9 protein-coding genes are annotated in these 22363 nt (G+C 60.0%); 8 read left to right on the forward strand and 1 reads right to left on the reverse strand.

Annotation, left to right across the window (positions count from 1 at the left end; genetic code table 11):
* Positions 1–57 precede the first annotated feature (57 nt).
* Together mobF and H7X45_RS14740 are read left to right on the forward strand one after the other, a co-directional pair.
* Positions 58–2982, forward strand: a complete 2925-nt coding sequence (mobF, locus tag H7X45_RS14735) for a MobF family relaxase (RefSeq protein WP_187335497.1) — start codon at positions 58–60, stop codon at positions 2980–2982.
* Between the two features lie 72 nt (positions 2983–3054).
* A complete protein-coding gene (locus H7X45_RS14740) occupies positions 3055–3963 on the forward strand; it encodes an HNH endonuclease (protein WP_063512035.1) in 909 nt (302 codons plus the stop codon).
* 10 nt (positions 3964–3973) lie between these two features.
* On the opposite strand, the gene H7X45_RS14745 is transcribed toward H7X45_RS14740, so the two are convergent.
* On the reverse strand, positions 3974–4609 hold the full coding sequence (locus tag H7X45_RS14745; RefSeq protein WP_063512036.1) for a S24 family peptidase: 636 nt from the start codon (positions 4607–4609) through the stop codon (positions 3974–3976).
* Between the two features lie 473 nt (positions 4610–5082).
* Here H7X45_RS14745 and zorA point away from each other — a divergent pair, with 473 nt between their 5' ends.
* From zorA to H7X45_RS14775, 6 genes are all read left to right on the forward strand, one after another.
* Entirely contained in the window at positions 5083–7008 is a 1926-nt protein-coding gene (gene zorA / locus H7X45_RS14750; RefSeq protein ID WP_063512746.1) for an anti-phage ZorAB system protein ZorA, read from the forward strand.
* Positions 7008–7736 (forward strand): OmpA/MotB family protein, encoded by a 729-nt coding sequence (locus H7X45_RS14755; RefSeq protein WP_094062440.1) that lies wholly within the window; start codon positions 7008–7010, stop codon positions 7734–7736. Before zorA ends, H7X45_RS14755 begins: the two co-directional genes overlap by 1 nt.
* Positions 7733–9139: an EH signature domain-containing protein gene (locus H7X45_RS14760; RefSeq protein ID WP_187335498.1), complete on the forward strand. Its 1407-nt coding sequence runs from the start codon at positions 7733–7735 to the stop codon at positions 9137–9139. The genes H7X45_RS14755 and H7X45_RS14760 overlap by 4 nt, the downstream gene beginning before the upstream one ends.
* Positions 9133–12948, forward strand: a complete 3816-nt coding sequence (locus H7X45_RS14765) for a DEAD/DEAH box helicase (protein WP_187335499.1) — start codon at positions 9133–9135, stop codon at positions 12946–12948. Before H7X45_RS14760 ends, H7X45_RS14765 begins: the two co-directional genes overlap by 7 nt.
* A 110-nt stretch (positions 12949–13058) precedes the next feature.
* Positions 13059–16358 (forward strand): STY4851/ECs_5259 family protein, encoded by a 3300-nt coding sequence (locus tag H7X45_RS14770; RefSeq protein ID WP_063511762.1) that lies wholly within the window; start codon positions 13059–13061, stop codon positions 16356–16358.
* The gene (locus tag H7X45_RS14775) at positions 16345–22302 is read left to right on the forward strand and encodes a DEAD/DEAH box helicase (RefSeq protein WP_187335500.1); all 5958 of its coding nucleotides are present in this window, start codon (positions 16345–16347) and stop codon (positions 22300–22302) included. Before H7X45_RS14770 ends, H7X45_RS14775 begins: the two co-directional genes overlap by 14 nt.
* Positions 22303–22363 lie beyond the last annotated feature (61 nt).

Genomic DNA, 22363 nt, shown 5'->3' on the forward strand with positions numbered 1-22363 from the left:
GGCAAATGGGGAAGGAATTACCTGGCCGCGAGGGGAACCCGACGAGGATTAGACTGGATGCTTTCCGTCGCCAATGTGCGTTCGCCTTCGGCTGCCGCGAGCTATTTCGCGGCAGACAATTACTACACCGGCGCCGATGCCGATCGTTCCGGAACCTGGGTCGGGAAGGGAGCAGAACGTCTTGGTCTTGAGGGCCGCGTCAATGCCGAGCAGTTCGATGCCTTGCTGCGGGGAGAACTTCCCGGAGGTATCCAGGTCGGCAACGCGGGCCAGGCCCACAGGCCTGGAACCGACCTCACATTCTCACTCCCGAAAAGCTGGTCGCTGCTCGCGCTGGTGGGCGGCGACCAGCGGATTATCGATGCTTATCGCGAGGCCGTCACCGAGACCTTGCGCTGGGCAGAAAAGAACGCGGCGCAGACCCGGATGGGCAGTCAGGCTGGCTACGGGAAAGTCGCGACAGATAACCTCACGATCGGTCTTTTCCAGCACGACACCAATCGCAACCAGGAGCCGAACCTGCATTTTCACGCGGTCGTGGCGAATGTCACGCAAGGCAACGACGGGAAGTGGCGCGCGCTTCGCAACGACAAGCTTTGGTCGTTCAACACGCTGCTCAACTCGATGACCATGGCGCGTTTTCGCTTGGCGGTCGAGAAAATGGGCTACGAGGCTGGGCCGGTTGGAAAGCATGGTAACTTCGAAGCAGCGGGCATTGCCCGCGAGCAGGTCATGGCCTTTTCAACGCGGCGCGAAGAAGTCCTCGACGCGGTACGCCAGCTGGGTGAGAACACCCCGAAAGCCCGCGACATCGCTGTGCTCGATACAAGAAAGAGTAAGGCGCCTGTCAGGGACCGGGACGGCCTTCTCGATGCATGGCGGCAGAAAGCCCAGGAAGTCGGAATTGACCTTGCCGGTTTGATCGATGCGTCGCAGATGCGGGCTGCAACGACGGACATTCCCAGCACGAAAGAAGGAAGCCTTCTTCAGCGTGGAATTGCGAAGCTGAGAGAGTTCGCGCAGCGGATCAAAGGCGATCCAGCTGATCCGCTAATCCCTGCTCATGTTCTCAAGCAAGATGCACCGACCATCGCGGCCGCACAGGCCGTGGCCTCTGCGGTGCGTCATCTCTCGCAACGCGAGGCAGCCTTCCCGCGCGAAGGATTGCTGAAGGCGGCGCTCGATTTTGGGCTGCCGACAACGGTAGACCACGTCGAAACCCGTGTGAATGCATTGGTCAGAAGCGGCGCACTCGAGACCGGCAAAGGCGAACACAAAGGCTGGCTGGCGAGCCGGGAGGCGCTGGACCTTGAAAGCACCATTCTCGCGAATGTCGACCAGGGACGAGGTGCGGTGTTGCCCATTCTGGATCGACCGGACGCCGCGCAGCGGGTTCAGGCTGTGGCCGCACTCAACCATGGAATTTCGCTCAACGAAGGGCAGGAGGATGCGGCGGGCCTTGTGCTCTCATCGCGTGACAGGATCGTAGCGATCCAGGGCATAGCCGGGGCGGGCAAAAGCAGCGTGATGAAGCCAGTTGCCCAGCTGCTCCGCGAGGAAGGAAAGCAAGTGCTGGGGCTCGCGGTGCAGAACACGCTCGTCCAGATGCTCGAGCGCGACACCGGCATCCGTTCGATGACCATTGCCCGCTTTCTCGTGCAATGGGGCAGGCTTCTGCACGAGCCGGGAAATGCCTCCCTGCTTGGCGAGGCTCGGAGCGCGCTCGGAGACCATGTCCTGGTGCTCGACGAGGCCTCGATGGTGTCGAACGAGGACAAGGCCAAGCTGGTACGGCTGGCAAACCTAGCCGAAGTCCATCGCCTGGTTCTCGTCGGCGACAAGCGACAGCTGGGCGCCGTCGACGCCGGTAAGCCCTTCGACCTCGTCCAGCAGGCCGGGATCGCGCGCGCCAACATGGATGTGAATTTGCGCGGCCGCGATCCCGGCCTGCGGCGAGCTCAGGCCGCCGCGCAGGAGGGACGCATCGACGATGCGCTCCGGGCACTTGCTCCTTCGACAATCGAGGCTCGCGGGGACGGTGCGATTGTTGCTGCCGAAAAGTGGCTTTCGCTCAGCCCGGCGGATCGGGATCGGACGTCGATCTACGCGTCGGGCCGGGTTTTACGGTCTGCGGTCAACGAGGCTGTCCAGCGCGGACTCAAGGCCAATGGCGAGCTCGGACCGCGATCGGGCCGGCTGACCGTTCATTCTCGGGTGAATGTGACACACGAGGAGCTCCGATACCTTCGCACATACCAACCGGGCATGGTTCTCAACTTTCGCTCGCGCGACAGCACCCAGAAACTCTCCAAAGGCGACTACACCGTCAAAACCATCGACCATGCGGCCAAGCAGCTCGTGCTTGAGGACAGGAAGGGGCGGCTTCGCAAGTTCAATCCCGCGCGCTTGCGCCCAAGCGCAGACGATAGCCGGCTGTCGCTCTTCGAACGCAAATCGCTGTCCATCATTGAGGGTGACAAGATCCGTTGGACAGACAACGACCACAAGCGCGGGCTGTTCAACGCCGGCCAGGCGAGGATCGTGGCCATCGACACAAAGGGCGTCTTGGTGGAGACATCAGCGGGCAAGGAGCTCCGCCTGAGCCGCGGCGACCCCATGCTCAAACGCATGGACCTCGCCTATGCCCTCAATGCGCATATGGCGCAGGGACTGACCTCTGATCGCGGGATCGCGGTGATGGACAGCCGCGAACGCAATCTCGCCAATCGGCAGACCTTCCTGGTCACGGTCACCCGGCTTAGGGACGGCCTTACGCTGATTGCAGACAATGCCGAGAAACTCGGCCGGGCCATCAAGTCCAACAGCGGCGAGAAAGCTTCGGCCCTTGAAGTAACGCAAAGGCTCAAGGCGGCAGCGGCCAAGGGCCTTTCACAAGACAGGGATGTTGGCAGCGCTTCGCCCGCAAGTGACAAGCCCGAACTCACCAAGGAAAGGGTAAAGCCTTTCGAAATCGGCATTTGATCACCGGCAGTCTGGACGATTTCAGCGTTACCAGGCACGATGCCTGTGCGAATGAATTGTGGAGCGTTGCCGGTGAAAGGTGTTTTCGAGATCAGCGGCAATTCACGCTACGACGACCTCATCACCGAGCGGTATCATTTCCCCTCGCAGTATCTTCCTCAGGCCCGCCAGCTCGAGAACGACTGGATACTTTATCGCGAAACCCGCGTATCGGGCGGTCGGATGGCCTACATCGCGACCGCTTTCGTTGAGCGGATCGATCCCGATGTGGCTGATCCAACCCATTACTATGCGCGCGTCAGGGACTATCCACCCTTCGATGATGCGGTGTCCTACCGCGACAAGGACGGACGCTTCGCCGAGCGCTTCCTTCGCGACATGGCCCGTCCTGGCGATGCCGGGAGGACGCTGCGCGGCAAATCGGTAAGGACGCTCGATGGCGATGATTTCGTCGCCATCGTCAATCAGGGGTTGAGCGAGGCGCTCGACCCGGACAACCGGTTCAGGCTCGAGCTCGACGAGCGACATATCGACGATGCGACCGCCGCGCTGCTGGCCGATGATTTTGGCGAACGCCGGATCGAGCAGATCCTGGTGAACAAGAAAATACGTGCCGCCAATTTCCGCAATCAGGTGCTCGACGCTTATGACAGTACCTGCGCCGTCACGGGATTGCGGATCATCAATGGTGGCGGGAAAGCGGAGGCGCAGGCGGCCCATATCTGGTCCGTCGCCGATGGCGGACCCGACGTCGTACGCAACGGCGTGGCGCTCTCGGCTACGGCCCATTGGCTATTCGACCGGCATCTCATCACCTTCGACGACAACCTTTGCCTGCTCGTATCGCACAACAAGGTGCCGTCCGACCTGTTGAAGCTCTTCCCGCCTTCAGGACAGAAGATCAGGCTTCCGGTCGATCCGAGGGATCACCCCCGTCCGGATTTTGTGGCCAAGCATCGCGCCCGTTTTGCCGGGTTCTGATCAGGTCGGATTAGACCGCGCGTCCGAACCAGATGACACGACCGACCACCTGGATCTCGGACCGGTCGACATCGTCCCAGCTGGGATAGGCCGAATTATCGCTGCTGATGGTGATCTTGCGGCCACCGGGCTTGAGCGTCACGCGCTTGACCACCAGCGCATCGTCGGCGCGCAGGACGTAAATACCGTCGCGTAGCCGCGAGCCCTGGTCCGATGCATCGACCAGCACCTCGTCGCCATCGCTGAGTGTCGGCTCCATGGAGTCGCCCAGGACGTGGATAATCGAAAGGCTGGCACTCTTTGCCCGGGTCAACCGGCCAAGCCAGCGTTCGTCGAAACCGAAGCGGGTATGGGCGGTCTCGCTTTCGGCAATCGCTCCGAAGCCCGCCGACGCATCGACATTGAGCACGGGAATCTCGATCAACCCGTCACGCATGGGCGCGGGCGGTCCGCCAAGCACTTGCTCGTCGACCCCGAAGAAGCTGGCAAGCGTGCGCCGGTCATCATCGTCAAGCTTGCGCGGCGAGCCGCGCTTGATGAACTGCTGAATATAGGACGAGTTTCGTCCGATCATCCGCGAGATCGAGGAATATCCGAGCCGTCGCTGCTGGATCAGGCGATCAAGCTCCTCTCTGACATGTTCCATCGTGTCGTTCCTTCTGACGGTCTGAGGAGAGAAGGAAATCTCCTAGACTCGATGGAACCTTCCTACTAAGAACAAAACAGGAACACAAGTGCTGAGTGAGTCGAGGAAGGCCATGAAATTGCTGGATCGCATTGAGCGTCATTTGAAGGAATCGCACATGTCGGCGACACGGTTCGGTCGTCGGGCGGTTGGCGATCCGCGCTTCGTGCTTGACCTACGAGCTGGTCGCAGGCCGCGTAGAAGGACTATCGAGAAGGTGGAGTACTACCTGAAAACAAGAAATCCGCTTCAATAGTTCTTCGAAATTCACGAAATTCTCATGGGTTTGTCGCAACCTGCCTTGGCGCGAGCTCTGCGGTCCGATACCGTCTGGCTCATTCAGGGTTTCTCCGTCCGGTTGCATTTCGCAAGCTTGGCCTGCTTCCGCACCGGTTCGCAGGAGCCCGTTACCTTTACGGGCTTCTGGGGGCTGCATGGAAATTACCGAATGGCTTGGCCATGGGCTGATCTACTTCTTCACGGAAATCCCGCTCATCGGCGATGCGATGGCGGCATTTCTGGCGATCGTACTGATCGGAACAGCATTCGCAATCGCGTACCGTTACAAGCGGCAATATCATGCCCCTCTTGCTGATGCGATCGACGCCCGCGTTCGCCTGCTCGACGAGATAACCGGCGGCAGCACCGCCGATGTCGATCAGGCGCGCCTCGAATTCGCGCGCCGCTTCAATGATATCGACGCCCAGATGATGGAGGCGAATGACGCTGAGGCGCTTCCGCTGCGCAGAACCTGGGAGGAATATCGCGAAACGATCGTCGATCCCTCGGCCGATGTTCTCCAGAACTCCGCTCGTCCTGAACACTTCTTCGTCAATCTTGGCGACCGTCATCGCGGGCTGAACTGGTTTGCGAATATTTTCATCGCCATCGGCCTGTTGATCACCTTCCTGGGGATCATCGCAGCTCTCTCGACACTCGACTTCAGCGGCGGTGTCGATGCGATGCAGGAGCGGCTCAATGATCTCATGAAGGTAGCGGGAGCGAAGTTCTGGGCCTCTGTGGGGGGCATCTTGGCTTCCATCGTGCTTCGCTCTTACGACTACCGCTTCGGCAAGCGTATCAATGATGGGCTGTCCATGCTGTGTGACAAACTCGAGCATGGAATGGCCTATCTGCCGCCGCAACGGATCGCGAGCGATCAGCTGGCACAGCTCAAAGAGCAGACTCCGGCACTCCGCACCTTTTCCGAACAGCTTGCTGCCGCCCTCGACGGAGCCTTGGAAAAGCAGATGGCGCCCATGATCACGCACCTGGGGTCGATCCAACAGGGCATCGACAAGATCAGCGGTGGCGGGGGTGAAGCCGTCCGCGACGCGATCGCTTCAAGTGCCGGTGCAGAGATGGCGGGCCTCGCAGATGCCATTGGCGCAATGACCGTCTCGATGGCCACGATGTCCGAACGTATCGAAAAACAGACCGGCGAAGCTGACCGCCAGATCGAGGAAGCTGTCAGGCGCTTTGGCCAGGCTTCAGAAGAGATGCGGTCAGCATTTGGCGAGCTCAACCGCAATTTCGGCGTCGTAGCGGACCGCATGCGCGAAGAAAACGAGCAGGCAAGCGAGCTTGCCAGACAGCGGATGGACGAGTTGCTGAGCAATCTTGGCAATACGCTCGACGATATGAAATCCGGCCTCGCCTCGGCGGCCAGCCAGATGGGTGAAGCCTCGGCACGCGCGGCGAATGACGCGGCCCGGATCGGCCAGGAGGCAATGGAAAAATCATTTTCCGAGTTCGTCGAACGGTTCAACCAGACCGGCGGCCCGCTGGTAGGCAGCATGAAAGACGCGGGCGATGCCATTTCTACGTCTGCGGACCGTCTCTCGACCGCACAAAGTGCTATTGGAGATCACGCGCGAGCGATCGAGCAAGTCGCCGCTCGCTCGAGCGATCTGGCGACGGCGTTCGGAACGGTTGCCAACGACGTTGAGGCGGCAACCGCGCCTGTACGCCAGTCGGCAGTCTCAATAGCCGAAGCAGTCAAATCGGTTGAGACCATCGTTTCCCGAAATGCGCAGTCATCCGAGAGCGCTCGTGACGAAATGCGGCAGCTTGCGGCAGCGCTAAGCGAAACCGCGAGTGCGGCCTCCTCTGCATGGTCGGAATATCGTGCTCGCTTCGAGGATGTGGACCGCGCTCTTGGTGACGCAATCGAGAAGATCTCGGATGCTGCCGGCAACCATGCGTCGAACCTCAACGAACGTGTCGGCCAGATCGATAAGGCTCTGGGCGATGGTGTGGCGCAGCTCGCCGGCGCACTCGAACCCCTCACGACCCTGCGGGATACGGTTGAGGAACTTGCCGGCATTCTTGCAAACCAGAACAGGGAAGCCGCTGAATAATGGAAGGCGTGGTTCGCCGGAAGCCGCCTGAAGAGGGCGAAAGCTATTTCATGTCCATGACGGACATGATGGTCGGCCTGCTTCTTATTTTCATCATCCTGTTGGCCTACTTTGCCCTCAATCTGCAGACCAAGACCGAAGAGCTGACCGGCGCAAACAGGACCCGCGCCGAGATCCTCAACGATCTGCAGCAGTCCTTGAAAGACCGAGGGCTCCAGGTAGAAATCGACACAAAGACCGGAGTTCTGAGGCTCCCCGACGATGTCCTGTTCGACAAAGGCCAATGGGAACTGACGGAGAGGGGGCAGGCCGCCATCAGCAAAGTTGCCAGCGCCATGGTCGAGGTCTTGCCGTGTTATACCGCCTCCGATCTTTGCGAAGGCGAACGCTCGCCGCATTTGATCGATGCTGTCTTTGTCGAGGGGCACACGGACTCCGACGTGATGTCTGGTGGCATGAACAATTATGGACTTTCGGTGCGCCGGGCAGAGACGACCTTCACCATGCTCCAGCGCAACCAACCGGCCCTGCGCGGTTTTCTCAATAGACCGGCGGGAGAGGACGGCTCGGCACCGATCCTAAGTCTGAGCGGCTACGGTCCCGACCGTCCCGTCGATCGTGGAGATTCCGAAGAAGCCAAGAATCGCAATCGTCGGATCGACTTGCGCTTCCTGATGACGACGCCAAGCGCTGGCCTCGACCGCGACATTTTGAGGCAGGAGCAATGAGTTCGCTGCGGTCTGCAATCGCGAGAATGGAGGCCCTGGCATCGGCTGGACTGGCGAAACCTCCGACGACACAGCCCGAATTACAGCGGCAATTGGCAAAGCTCGATGCATGTGTGGGGGAAGCAGAGCCCGTCGTTGAGCTTAAGCCCTTCCTGCGAGGAGCGGCCGATACCGGCGCAAACGGGTTACCGCGGTTTCAGCTCAACAGGGTCCTGCGCGGCGCATGGTGTGACCCGGAATTCGATGAGCTGGGCGTGGCGGCGCTCGAACGGGCCGATGTCGATCATCGGCGCAGTTCCGATCAGGCCGTGATAGATGGCTACCTTACCTATTTCCCGACGGGCCGCTCGATCATGCCGATGCTAGCAGAAGCTGCCTCCCGCGCTGCCGGTCGGCATGACTGGGCGTGGAACGAGCGCGGCGCACGGTGGGATCTGTTCAAGCCGCAGATAGGACCAGCGAAAGTGGCACGCGATTTTGTCACGCGCGATGCAGACGGCATTTCCTTTTTGATGCGTGAGACGGGCCTTGGTGCAAACCTTGCAGCGAGCGGGTTTGGTCAGGCAACTTTCGCCGAGACCTGCAAAGCAACCGCAGAGCTTCAGCCTGCCGAAGCAGTCGGCCCGCAGCGCAGTATCTTGCGTATGTTTGATACAGAAGCGCAGGCAGGACAGTTGGAACTGGTTGTCCGCGCCCTGCTAGAGCCCTGGATTAGGACCAAACCCGAACCCGAGCATCGCAAGGCAATTTCCGAGTTTCTGCTCGATCAGGTGGGTGATCCGCGTCTCCAGCGTACCCGGTGGGACAGGATCGTGCGATCGCTCGCCGAGTCGATCGGTGAAGAACGTGCGCACGAGGTCACTCAGGTGTTCAAGCGCTGGCTTACCGAAGTCGCCATGCGCGAGTTCTTCCGTGCCATCGCAAAGACCACGGATCGGCCTGATCAGTGGGCACAGCGCGAGAAATTCTGGATGGCCTACCTCGATGAAGGTCTCGTCAGCGATGCCTGGCCCGCTTTGGGCATCCGGGCGCGCAACAGGATCGAGGATCTCATTCGTCAAAGTGGTGAACGCCCTGAATATGGCATCATCCGGGGCGGTCCTGCCTCGTCTTCATCCATCATCATGCAGATAGGCGACCTGCGCATATCAGAGTGGAGCGATAACGGATCCTGCCGCTTCTGGAGTGACACCGATCCCGGAGCTCCGAAACTCTACGCAAAGGTCTACGACGGCGGGAAGCTGCGAACCACCAACGGACGGTCGGATTTCGAGTATGAGTCTCATGTCCCTGCGAGTCCTGGGTGGGAAGGCAAGTTCGCCGGTATCATCCATCGCCGGACATCAATCGCGCATCCCCGTTTCGGGAGAGGCCGGGGCCGCAACTGGAATGATCGATGGTAACGACCAAGTTCATTGCCACACAGAACGAGGGCGGCGGTGAGACGATTGCGCTTCTCCGCGAACAGCTAGGCGGGCTTTTCCGGCGAGCATCAAGCGAAATTGTGCCGGTCTCGGAGTGGCCTAGAGTAGCCCCCGAAGCTGGGCAGGCCGCTCTGGCGCTGGCTCGAGCTCTCGATGATGATAGTCAGATCAGCGAAGAGGCGGGGGGCATTATCCTTCCACCGCAGATCGTTGCACGGCTTGATGAGGCCGACGCCTTCGCCCTCGGCCTTCCGCCGGCCACGTCGATGACCCTTCAGCTCAACTCGGGAGGTTCGCTCGCTGAAGGAACAATCAAAGTCGATACGAAGTGGGTCCGCCGCGGTGGCCTGCCAGTTCGAGCCGACATCGCGGGCGCGCGTCTGCGAGAAGGCGGGCGTGTCGGACGAATTCCCGAGCCGATCTACTCGGCCTTCCAGGCCGCACTTGCAGTCAACGCGGCTGATGATCCTGATCAGCGCCGCGCAGCCTTTGCCGAGCTTCGTTCGACGCTCGGAGACGACATCGGCACCGGCATCGAGGCGGATGGCTTTCTCGAGCGTGTCCGGATTGCCTATGCCGCCAATTTTTCACTCAACGCAAAGACCGACCATGGACGTTTCGACTTCGACCCCGTCCTCTTCTCGAGAAACGTAAGCGAGAGCGCTGAGGGTGACCTGGTCGACGAAGAAGAAGCGTCGCTGCTTACCCCGCAGGACAATCAGCATTTTCAGCGCCGGTTCCGGGGTCAGGACGGCGGGCGGCGAAGCTATCTGCTTTCCGACGGAACGCTCCTTTTCCTCGACCCGATGCTGGGCAAAGCCCTCGACATCGTGCGCGCAAAGCAGGTGGGCACCTCCCAGGAAAAACGCGAATTTCTGCGTTCGCCGCAACGTGTCCTGCGTGAAGAGCTCAAGCTAGACGCGGCAGACGATGACGAGGCCGCTGATCGCCTCTTCATCGAGACACAGCAGTTTTCCGAGCGGGTCAGCGGGATCGAGGTCTGGCAAAAGCCGGTCCTACCCTGGATCAAACCCAAGCCGAACAGCTGGCTGCCCGAAGGGTTTGGATTGCGGATCGGGGATCCGCCCGACGCGCGTCATGTCGAGTTGGCTCCAGGTGAAGCTGAAACGATCGCAAGCGAAGTCGAGACAGCGATTGACGCAGGCAAGGAAACGATCGCCTGGCGCGACGAAAGCATCCCCGCGACGCCTGCAACCCTGCAGGCCGCGCGAGCAATTGCAGACCTTGAACGTGAGATCGCTGATGAGGTCGAGGGACGCGCCTCGGACAGAACCGAACGCGAGAGCGTCGATATCTTCTTCCTTCAGGTCGGAGAGAATTTCGAGCAGCTGGACTATGCGCGGCTGCCTCGTCCCGACGCTGAAGTGCGGGATTTCGATGTTCCCGAGCTCCCCAAGGGACTGAGATCGGAACCCAAGCCTCACCAAGTGCAGGCGTTCGCCTGGTTTGCCGAGGCCTGGGAGCGCCGAATGCCGGGCGTCTTGCTCGCCGACGATATGGGGCTCGGAAAGACCTTCCAGGCGCTCATGTTCCTGCTCTGGCTGCGCAGCAAAACGCCTCACCAGAAACCCGTTTTGATTGTCGCGCCCACAGGTCTTCTGCGGAATTGGCAAGCCGAGCTTTCGCAGCACATCGAAGCAGAGCTCATGGGGCCTGTTGTCGAGGCGTTCGGCGCAAACCTGCGCAATTTCCGTCTCGAGGCTGGGAGCGACATTCGAGGGGGAACATCGCGTCTCGACGTATCCGAATGGAATGACGCCGGAATCGTCCTGACGACCTACGAAACAATGCGCGATTATCACATGAGCTTCGCGCGCATTCCGTTCGCTGCAATCGTCTACGATGAAATCCAGAAGCTCAAGAATCCTGCCAGCCAGATGACCCGCGCCGCCAAGGCGCTGAACGGCACAATCCAGATCGCTATGACGGGCACACCGGTCGAGAACCGGCTGCAGGACCTGTGGTCGATTGCCGATACGGTCTATCCCGGTTTCCTTGGCTCGAGTCGGGAATTCGAGAGCAGTTTCCCGGCGAACGATCTCGAGCGCCTTGGCGATCTCCAGCACCGTCTGATCGAGCGCGACAAAGAACTTCCGCCTTTCATGCTGCGTCGGATGAAGGACGAAATCCTGACCGGGCTGCCGGAGAAGAAGGCCCGCAAATATCCGGTCGAGATGCCGGCCGCGCAAGCGCAGGCCTACGACCTCGTGTTGGCCAGAGCGCGAGCGCTACGGGAAAGCGGCGAACAGGGTGCGATGCTCAAAGTGCTGCATATGCTGCGCGGTACATCGCTCCACCCGTCACCGCCGCGCGGAATTTCGAACATCGACGAGTACATCGGGCAATCTGCACGGCTGAAGAAGACCTTCGAAATCCTTGAGGAGGTCAAGCAGCGTGGCGAAAAGGCTCTGCTATTCTGCGAAGATCTCGAGATGCAGGCCTTCCTCGCGATGGCAATTCAGGAGCGTTTTGCGCTCGAGCGCCGCCCGATGTGTATCAGCGGGAAGGTTGCGGGCCATAAGCGCCAGGAGATGGTGACTGCCTTTCAGAGTTCGCCGGCTTCATTCGACGTTCTCATCCTGTCTCCCAAGGCTGGCGGCGTGGGGCTCACGATCACCGCCGCAAACAATGTCATCCATCTGTCTCGCTGGTGGAATCCTGCCGTTGAAGATCAGGCGACGGATCGCGCCTACCGGATCGGTCAGACCAGGCCAGTGACCATTCACATCCCGATGGCTGTCCATCCGGACGAAGCAATCGGACCTTCAAGCTTCGACCAGCGTCTCGACGCCCTCATGGAGCGGAAGCGTTCGCTGAGCCGCGGTCTGCTCATGCCGCCGGAGAGCGATCGCGATGTAGAGGACCTGCTTTCCGATGTGCTCGACGGGCGCTCTGCAGAGAACCTTGATCGAAGTAGTGCGTATGCCGCAGCCGGGCAGACGGACGTGGATATTCAGGACACCGATTACAGCGCCAGTATTCGACAAGCAGAACCGCCTGCCCCACCAGTCGCACAGCCGGAAATCGAAGAGCCGACGGGAGACGAGGAGAGTGCTCGCTCCCCCGGACCCGCGAGCGACCACACAGCGAGTTCCGCAAACCTTGATCCGGTTACGGAGCACGCGGCAGAACCAGAATTAGAAGAAGCGGCGCGCACGCAGCCTCACTCTGATCCTGGCGAGACAGCATCGAGCAATGCCGAGAGCAAGAACCGGCGCCCCATTCTCTCCGTGCGAACTCCCGTCGAGGCGGCTGAAGCGCGCGCTCCCTTCGTTCAGCGGGTCGTGTTTGAACAATATGGACAACGCGACTGGACGATTTTCGAGCAGTACGCGCGCGACGCACGAATTGAACGGCTCGAAATCCAGGACCCCTATTGTTGCGCTGACGAGCAGGCTCGCGGGCGCCTCATCAATTTCATCGGTCGCTTTGAACAGCTCGCTTCGGAAATCGCGGCCGTGCAAATCGTGACATTCGACGCCGATTCCGTGCAGACTCGTGACCCTGAAAACACGCGTGACCAGCGCCCGGACCTTGAAGATCGGTGGAACCGTATGCTGGCCTCGGTTCCCCTCCACCTCGCACAAAAGTCACGGCGGTCGGGCGGCGACCTGCACGATCGTTTCGTGAGAGCTAAACTGGAGAATGGCGATACCGTCATCTGGGATCTTGGACGGGGTATCGACGGCGTCATGAACGCGCGTTGGTCTTGCGTCGTGAATGCTTTTTACGAGGGCTCGATTTCTACCTCTCGGGCAATGCACTGAGAAACCTGAGCTTCATCATTGATTATGAAGTAACGTTCAGAGATGTTGAGGTAAGTGAGGGTGTTGTCTGGCATCCGTGATTGCGAGAGGTGCCGGGGGTGAGTGCGGGGATGGAAGGACGCGATTTCAAATCTGAAATCGACGCGGCGCAAAACGACCCGGTTCGGCTGCGCAAGATTGCCGATGACATTCACGCTAGCGGCGGTTCGCGTATCTTGATGATCCGCGCGATCCAGCTGGCCAGGGCAGCAGATAGCGGACCGCATCCTTTGGGCAAGACTTGCGGGGATCTTGGTTTACCTCGACCGACTGGCCTCCCGCTTTACCGCTACAAGCTCGCACCAGGAATTTTTCAGCTGATTGAAGCGAAGCTTGCTGCCAATCTCGCATCGGATTTGCTGCGTCCGTCGCTAGCTCCAGCTTTCGTCATGTGGGCGGCAGACTGGTTTCGGCGCTCCTACCAGGGCGGCATGCAGCGCTGGGCCGATATCGAAGCGGTTTTGAAGCTCCAACTCCCACAATCGGAATGGCGGGCACTTGCAGACCGCGGTTTCGATGCCTGGGGCGTTGAACCTCTTATCACGGCGCACGGAAACCAGCGTCTCTCCAATCTCGCGCGGCATGGGGGCTTTCCTGCAGCAGCAATCGCAGGCGGTGCGAGCTGGCCGCGTCGCTTCCTAGAGCGGGCAGTCGGTGAGCTGCTCGGGGCAGACATTCAGGACATCGCTACCGCTGTCTCGATCTGCGAACGCAACGAATATTTGCTTCCCTCAATCTGGCGCAGCCCGGAAATGCACGCAATCTGCGCGGAACTTGCCCTCAAGATCGTCGAGCTTCGTGCATTCATCGACAAGGAAGTGCCAGCTGACGGTCGACCCTATTCCGCCCGGCTGGACCACGCTTACGAAGACTGGCGCGATGAACTGCCCATGACGCTCGACGGGGCTGCTGCGGGCCTCATCGATACGCTCCTTGAAGCCAGAAAGCTGACCGGAACAGGGAGCATCCGGGTCGGACGGTTGATGCGTTCGCAGGACGGTGAATGGCGCGAAAGTCTGGATTTCCATCTCGAAGGTCGCTGGGACGACAAGGATCGTGTGCTGTCCGCAGGTGAATATGTCCGGGTGTTTCTTCAGCCCTCGGGTGCCTTGGCGGACCGTATCTCCAGTCGGCTGGCTTACCTGGAGGTTGAATCAGGCAATTGCTGGATCGCGCGCGCTATGCGCAGCGAAGCTGCGATCGATTTCCCCTTGGACCTCTCCGTCACCGCCGAATTCCATGCGCGCGGCGAAAGACTCGCTCAAAGCTTTTTACTGCCGGGCGGCAAAGCGGTTGGGGATGGACTTCGGATATTCGAGCGGCGGACCGGAGACACGGAGCTAGGCGCGTTTTCCCTTATCGGTCAGGGGTCGGGCGGTTATCGCGCTGAACCAGTCTTTGTCGATGTTCCGCAGGATTGGATGCTTCGCGGCAAGGACAGCAATACAGAGATCGAAGCCGAGGACTTTGCCTTTGCACCTGGTCGTTCGCTCTACCGCTGTGCAGGCCAGATCATCGCCGAGAAGCCCAATGGCGACGCATTTCTGGTGCGGACGGGGCAGAGTGCAGATCGTAAGGATCGCCTGACCATAGTCGCCCAAGAGGCGACCGGTGTGCAGGCACCCGGCGGCGAACGGTTGATCAAACATCCGCTGCATGCAGAGGTCGAAGACGGGGTTTCCCGGCGCACTGCAACGCGGGGAGAGGTCGGCTGGCGGTTTGCAGGGGAAAGCGCCTGGCGCGATGATCTTGTCAACGCGGGCCCTGGACACTGCGAGTTCGCCTGGCTCGATGGAACGACCAAGCATGTTCGGGACCGGACGAGTGCACTGGTTCTGCCGGTTGAATTCGCACTCAGCCAGCGGATCAATGCGGCTCATTCGGAAATCCTTTTGGAAGGTTGGACCGGAGAAGCGGTGCTCAGCGATGAAACGCCGATTGCGGACCATCGCTGGCGGGTGCGTATTGATCCGCCCCGTCGCGCGCTGCTCGGCTTGCGCCTCACCCCCGACCATGGCTCCACCTTCGAACTCAATGTGCCATTGCGATCGAAAGAATGGCTGACCACCTGGGATGGTGAACTTCTCAGGCGCGATGCTGTCCTAGGCCTTGCCGATCTTCGTGACACCGTTGCCCGTGCACCGGGCCGTGCGATGCTGATGGGCGAAGTTGCCCATCACGCTGAAGCGTCGCTTGAGGCGAGTTGGAAGGTCGATGTCGAACTGGGGCTGTCGGCTCTGCGGAACGATATTGCCGCGTTGATGCGGCCGCTCGGCATCGATGCCCAGGTCCGGCTCGACTTCCACAACGGCAGCAATGACAACTGGTACGTCACGGAATTCGGCAATTCTCTCGAGTGGGAACCTTCGGGAGGGCTGCGTCCAAAGACGGCCATTGTCGGCGAGGATGTCCGCGTTGGCGGCCGCTTTCTTGGTGCTCCCGAGAAAGAGGTGGATTTCGGTCCGTTTGACGGATTGCTTGGCGGCCTCGGAGGGCAATTGATCCAACTGCCACGATTGCGCGGTCCATGGCTCGTCTATCTGCGCGAAGGTGCTCGCGTCCTCACGAGGCCAAAGTTTATCGACGGCGATCCGGTTCACGACGTTCCGCAACACCGGCTCGGCCGGGCAATGGCACAGCCTCTTTTACAAGCGCGCGAGGACCTCGTGAGGCTGGCGGAGGAACTCGCTGCTGAGCCCATGTCGCCTGAAGCGACCCAGACCATTCGTGCAGTCATGAATTTGGCGCTGTCGCTCAATGGCTTGCCTCCGCAGACGTTCGAAATCTTCAGCAAGTTTGAGATTGCCGGTCCGCTTGCGCCGCTTCTTCTTTATCGCTGCGAGGAGCAACACCTCTCGACGATCCTCGAGCTGTTTGATGGCCTATGCTCAAGCTGGTCTCTTTTGCCGATCAAGGCCTGGGACGCTGCCTTTCAGGCTCAAGGCAATTATCTGGTCAGCCGGCTCGATGACCCTCAGTGGGCGTTGGCAAACATCACGGAACGTCAGAACGAAATCGCGGCGCGTGCGCCGCAGCTTGCGCCCCTTATTTGCCGGGACTTCTCGCCGTTGAGCTGGGAAGAGCTTCGCAACCACTTCACGAGCCATACAAGCGAGGGCATCAATATGGATGCCGGCGGCTTCAACCCTTTTCGGCCTGCTTACAGCGAGCTACTGCCAAGAGAGAACTTCGTCGAAGCGCTGATGCGGGTCTTCGATGCTCCTTTCGCCGCTGCTCTGTCCGCCACCGGACGTGCTTCTCTCGAGAAGGAGCAAGTCCTCACCATCAAGGACGTCGAACGACGTCACCCTGACTACTTTGCCAAAGCCTTTGGCTATGCCCTTTCGGAGCTCAAGAATGGCCGCCAGTGATCCCTTCCCTACATCCCGATTGTCGCCGATGGAGGTGCACCAGCGGCTGAGGACTGGCCTCGCCGAAGCGGTCGTCTCGCGCGCAGGCATCCGGCACGAAGGGCTCAACGCTTTTCTCCGGAGCACTCTTGCCGGTACGGATCCAGCAAACGGTAGCCTCCTTTCCGAACAGCTTTTTCAGGCTGCTCCCGGCTATGTATCGTCAGGAAAAAATCCCGACCAACTTCAAGCGCTGCTGCATCAGCACACAATCGACGCGATCACCCAAACGTCGGATACTGATCTACGCTTCGATTACCCCGCTTACGCGCACCAGCTGGCGACGTGGGAACTGCTCAGCACGCAAGAGCCGCAATCGGTTCTGGTTTCGAGCGGCACAGGGTCGGGCAAGACCGAATGCTTCCTGGTTCCGATGCTCGATGATCTGGTCCGGGAGTCCACAGAGCAAGGTCCTCTGACAGGGGTTCGGGCGCTTATGCTCTACCCTCTGAACGCTCTTATCGCGAGCCAGGAGAAGCGTCTTACAGCCTGGACCAAGCCGCTGCGCGGCGATGTCCGCTTTGCCCTCTACAACGGATTGATGGGAACGGCTCGGAAGTCCAATCGCGACAAGGCCGAGCACGAGATACCGCATCAGGTGCTTTATCGCGAAACCCTGCGAGCCAACCCACCGCCGATCCTTGTTACCAACCAGACGATGCTCGAATACATGACGATCCGGCGCGAGGATCGTCCGATCCTCGACGCATCAAAAGGCAAGCTGCGCTGGATCGTTATCGACGAGGCGCACAGTTACATCGGCTCGGCAGCGGCGGAGCTCTCGCTCCTGCTTCGCCGGGTAATGAATGCGTTCGATGTGACGCCGGATCAGGTCCGGTTCGTTGCGACGTCGGCCACCATCGGCTCTGCTGACGACCAGAAAGCCCGCGAAGACCTGCAGAGATTCCTTGCCGACATTGCCGGCGTTCCGCTTGAGCGGGCGCATGTCGTTGTGGGAAAGCCTCAGCCGGTCGATCTCTCGAAAGTCCTGACAGCGTCCGATGATCCGGCAGCATCGTCGGTTGCCGAGAGGCTGGAAGGCGAGCCCCAGACACTGGCATCGCTTAAGGCGCTCTCGCCGGACGCCGAAAGGATTCTGCTCGATCTTTCCGCCCATAATGCCAGCGAAGCGAAGCCTGTCCTGCCGATGCGAGCGCACAGCTTCACGCGGGCAATTGCCGGGCTCTGGACCTGCATCAATGTCGACTGCCCGGGCGAGATGCGACCCAAGGATTGGCCATTTGGCGCTGTGCTCTTCGACCATCGGGACCAATGCCCCCATTGCCAGTCGATGGTGTTCGAAATTCAGAACTGCCTCGATTGTGGTGAGCCCTTCCTCCCGGCCGATGACATGGGTGACAGGATCGTACCGCGGCGGAGTGATCATGATGCCGATGAGTTTCGCGAAGATAGCTATCGTGATCGTGATCATGATGATGACGATGAAGAAGATGAGCATGAGGGGATCGGCCATCCACGGCTGATTGCCATCAACCCGAAATCCGAAGCGACGGCGACCGCTTTCGATGTATCCAGTGGCGAGTTCACTGGCGAGGCGGGGCATTTTCATCTGACCCAGCTCGACGAAGGACGTTGCCCGGCCTGTCTCGGAAACAAGCGGCGCGGGCGACCGGCCGTCTTTCCATTTCGCTTTGGTACACCATTCCTCACCCAGAATGCGGCACCGATCCTCCTTGAGGGTGTGTCGCCACACCAGGCGGAGCACGCCCTGCCGTTCGATGGCCGTCAGCTGATCAGCTTTTCGGACAGCAGGCAAGGAACAGCTCGCTTTGCCGCCAATATTGAAACCAACGGAGAGCGGGCCTTTGTCCGCGGCTTTATCTATCATGCCGTTCAGAAGGCTGCCCAGGGTACCGACCTGACCGAAGAGCGCAGGGAAGAGCTGCTTAAAAAGAAAGCTGCTCTAGCGAACCTCGTGGCAGACATGCCTGCGTTCAAGGATGATATCGCCAAGATTGACGCGGAGCTCGCGGGTGGCGCGGCAACCGGAATATCCTGGAAGGACCTCGTATCCGGGCTCGCTTCTGAGCCGGCGATTGGCATGATGGCCAAGGTCTGGGACCTCGATCGCAGCGAACGGTTTCACGATAACAAGGAAGCCCTGGCCCGCTTTATGCTGTTGCGCGAGCTTGCCCGCCGTCCGCGCAACGCCAATGCGATGGAGACGCTTGGCCTGGCTCGGCTCCGCTTCCCGGACATCGAGCGGATCGGTCCCGATAAATTACCCGACCTTGTTGGCCAGAAGGGCTATTCGATCGAAGATTGGCGGGGCTTCCTCTACTATATGGTCGACTATCTTCGCGGCCAGTTTGCCCTTGAAGTGGACGATGGTGATGCGCGTTGGATGCCTGGGCGCGCGCGGCCTCGCAATGTGATCGGGCCCGACCAGCCCCCTGGCGCCAAGCGTGATGTCTCCTGGCCATTGGTCAATTCCAAAGGACGTCAGCCCGACTCCATTCTTCTCTTGGCGTCAGCCCTGAACCTTGACCTTACGTCTCAGCGCGACCGCCATGAAATCAATCAGGTCATGCATGTTGCCTGGAATCAGCTCGCTCCTCTTCTGTCGGGTGTTGGTGGGACATTCAGCCTGCGGTTGGAAAAATCCGCCGAGGTCGAAGCAGTTGGCAAGACTTGGCAATGCCCCTTGACCCGGCGTGTCCTGCCCCGCCTGGTCTTTGGCAGGTCACCCAATCTGGTCAGTGCTGGAAAGATGTTCGCCAATAAGCCGGCGCGTGAAATTGAGTTTCCGCGTCTCCCAAGGACAAGGCCTCTTGCGGTGGATGGCCAAAAGGAAATCGCAGCCTGGCTCCAGACGAACGAAGAAGTCGCGGCCCTTCGCGAGGGTGGCATCTGGATGAACTGGCACGATCAGGCCGCGCTCGCCACGCCTTATCTGCGGGCCGAGGAACACAGTGCCCAGCAGCCCCCGCACCGACTGCGGGAGTTCGAGGAGCAGTTCAAGGAAGGCGATATCAACCTGCTCGCCTGCTCGACCACCATGGAAATGGGTGTCGACATCGGTTCGATCGAAGCAGTGCTGATGACCAATGTTCCACCCTCGATCGCCAACTACAATCAGCGGGCCGGTCGTGCGGGGCGCCGCGGACAGGGCTTTTCGACAAGTCTCACAATTGCCCGCAATACACCGCTCGATCTTGAGACGTTTGCCGATCCTGCGGGCTATTTGCGCCGCAAGCTCGCATCGCCGCGCGTTTCGCTTGATTCAGATCGGATCGCGCAACGTCACGCGAACGCCTATCTTCTCGCTCAATGGTTTCGCGAAGTTGAGGGGGAGTTTGCCCGGACCAAGACCGGAGATTTCTTCGGCTGTCGCGCTGACCTTCGCCCTTTCGAAGGTCTCGCTCCCGTGGATGCCTTTTGCGAATGGCTCGATCTACCAACAACGGCATCCGCAACCGAAGAGGGTCTGCTGCGGCTCCTCAGGGGAACAGGTCTCGAATACGACAGCGAAATTCGGGGGCATACGGCGGAGATGTTTGGGCAGGAAGCTGCGAACTTCCGTCGTACATGGCAGCGACTAAAGGAAGACTCGGACGCGCTCGAAGGGCTGGCAAAAAAGGCGATCGAGTTTCAGGCGCGGCGATTGTGCAAGGAGTTCCTCTTGAAGGAGCTCGCCAATCGCTCTCTTATCCCTGGCAGCGGCTTTCCGACATCAGTTGTCCCGTTCGATACCCTGTGTGCCGAGACGCAGAAGGCGCAGGAGCGCAACCGATCGGAAGAGGAAGGCGCACGTGATCGGCGCTATGAATGCCCGACCCGCAACGCCGATATCGCCATTCGTGAGTATGCTCCAGGGGCAGAGGTCGTGGTTGACGGGCTGGTTTGGAAATCGGCCGGGGTCACCCTCAACTGGCTTAGCCCGATCGACAGTGGCCAACGTGAGCCCCAGAACCTTCGTTGGGCCTGGTGGTGCGATCATTGTGGCGGGGCGGGCAGCGACCACCAGATGCCTGACCAGTGTGCCCATTGCGGCGAACGAAGCATTACCATTGAGCAGTTTCTTGAACCGGCCGGATTCCGAGTTGACTGGAATGCTCAGCCGCATGCCGACACCGATCAGGCTGTCTACATCGAACCCAAGTCCCCGAAGGTCAGTGTCGGTGATGCCCTGTGGCAACCCATGCTGCAGCCTGAAACCGGCCGGATCCGTGCTTCGCATGAAGGCTACATCTACCATCATTCGCGTGGACCCAAGGACCAGGGTTACGAGATTTGCCTGGAGTGTGGACGGGCCGGGGATGCCGGGACAGACGCTCTCAAAGACCATCGGCCGCTCACGCCGAGGGACCGAAAGGCGATAGACCGCTGTCCGGGCAATGACGAAGGTTATGCGATCACGAGCGCTCTTGCGCTGGGCCATGAAGTTCTAACCGATGTCGTAGAGCTCCAGTTGCCTGGGCTGGAAAGTGACGGCGCGGCCTGGGCGCTTGGCGCAGCCGTGCGCGAGAGTCTTGCGCGCTGGCTTGGCATCGAGCCGCGCGAGCTTGGAATTTCCGTGGCAGCTCGAGACGGCAAGCTCGGTCGCAGAGTGCCGTCCGTCTACATCTTCGATGAGGCATCTGGAGGTGCCGGATACGCGCCGAAACTTCTCGATGACATCTATCATGTCTTCGAACGAGCGGCCCGTGTCCTCGATTGCCCCAAGGAATGCGAGATGGGGTGTTCGGCCTGCGTTCTGGCTGCCGACCTATACAAGCAGCAGGGTCGTCTCGACCGGCGGTCTGCTCTCCTCGCGGTTCAGGCATTTCTTGAGACAAATGCTGAACTGCCGCAGGAAGATCGTGCGGTCCCCGATGCCAGGGCAATCAATGACGCGGCAAACACACTCCTTTTGAGAGCGCGAAGCGGAGACAGCATTTCGGTCCTGTTGCCCACCGTGTTCGATCTTGCAGAGCTGACTTCGACCAAGATGCGCTCCTTCTTTTCTGCCGCCTCGGCCCGCGGCGTTCCGGTGACGCTCGTGCTTGATCCAAGTTCCTTTGATAAGCTCGAAGAGGTCGAACGGCGCTTTTTGCGCGATGCCTCGGTGCGTTTCGAATTCTCTTTGGCCCTGGGCAAAGGAGAAGACGCACCCTTCGAGAGCAAACGCCTAGCCGAATTGATCTCGTCTGATCGTACCACAGGGTTCTTCTCACGCGATGCGAACGCGGCGCAGCCGGGGGAGCGATGGGGTCTGGGTGATACGCATGCTGTCGTTGCCGGTACTCTCAGCGGCCCCACCGCCTACAGCCCGATCAACCCGGATGATCTTGAGCGACAGGTTGCGGCTGGTGATCAGGTCGAGCTGATGCAAGGTTTCGGGCAATGCCCGGTTGGCCAATTTGGCAAACGCTTTGGCTCGAAACTGAAACAGCAGATGGAAGCGGCTGGTGTTTGGAGGCCTGGCAGTCTTGTGCGGATCACCTACGCCGACCGCTATCTGAACTCTCCGCTGACCATGCTCCTCTTCCTGCGGACGTGCGAAGCTCTATCCACTGACTTGAAGGCGGATCGCTCGGTTGAAGTCGATATCCTGGTTCAGCCACTAAAGAATGATCGTAGTCCTTATCAGATCAAACACGATTGGACTTATGAGGATGACCGAGCGGAAGTAGCCGAGCTATTGGGCGAAAAATTTGGCCTCGATGTCGATCTGCGGGTCACGGAAAACTCGGACCATGGCCGCAAGCTCGAGCTTGAATACGCCGATGGTCAGAAGGTGCTCGTGCTGCTCGACCAGGGTTTTGGATACTGGCGCATAGCCGGCAGCCCGCCGCGGCATGACTTTCGTTCGGCACCTGTGGCGCAGGCAAGTGAGCTCTTGCGCGCATCGACTGCGGTCGCCGGCGTTGGGGAAAGCTATTTTGCTGTTAAGAAGGTTTGATGCGCCGGCTCGCAGCCTTGCTGCGTTTGATATTCTTGGAGTGTGGAATTCGGATGATCGG

Origin of the sequence: Novosphingopyxis iocasae (assembly GCF_014334095.1) — a bacterium.
GTDB classification, from domain to species: domain Bacteria; phylum Pseudomonadota; class Alphaproteobacteria; order Sphingomonadales; family Sphingomonadaceae; genus Novosphingopyxis; species Novosphingopyxis iocasae.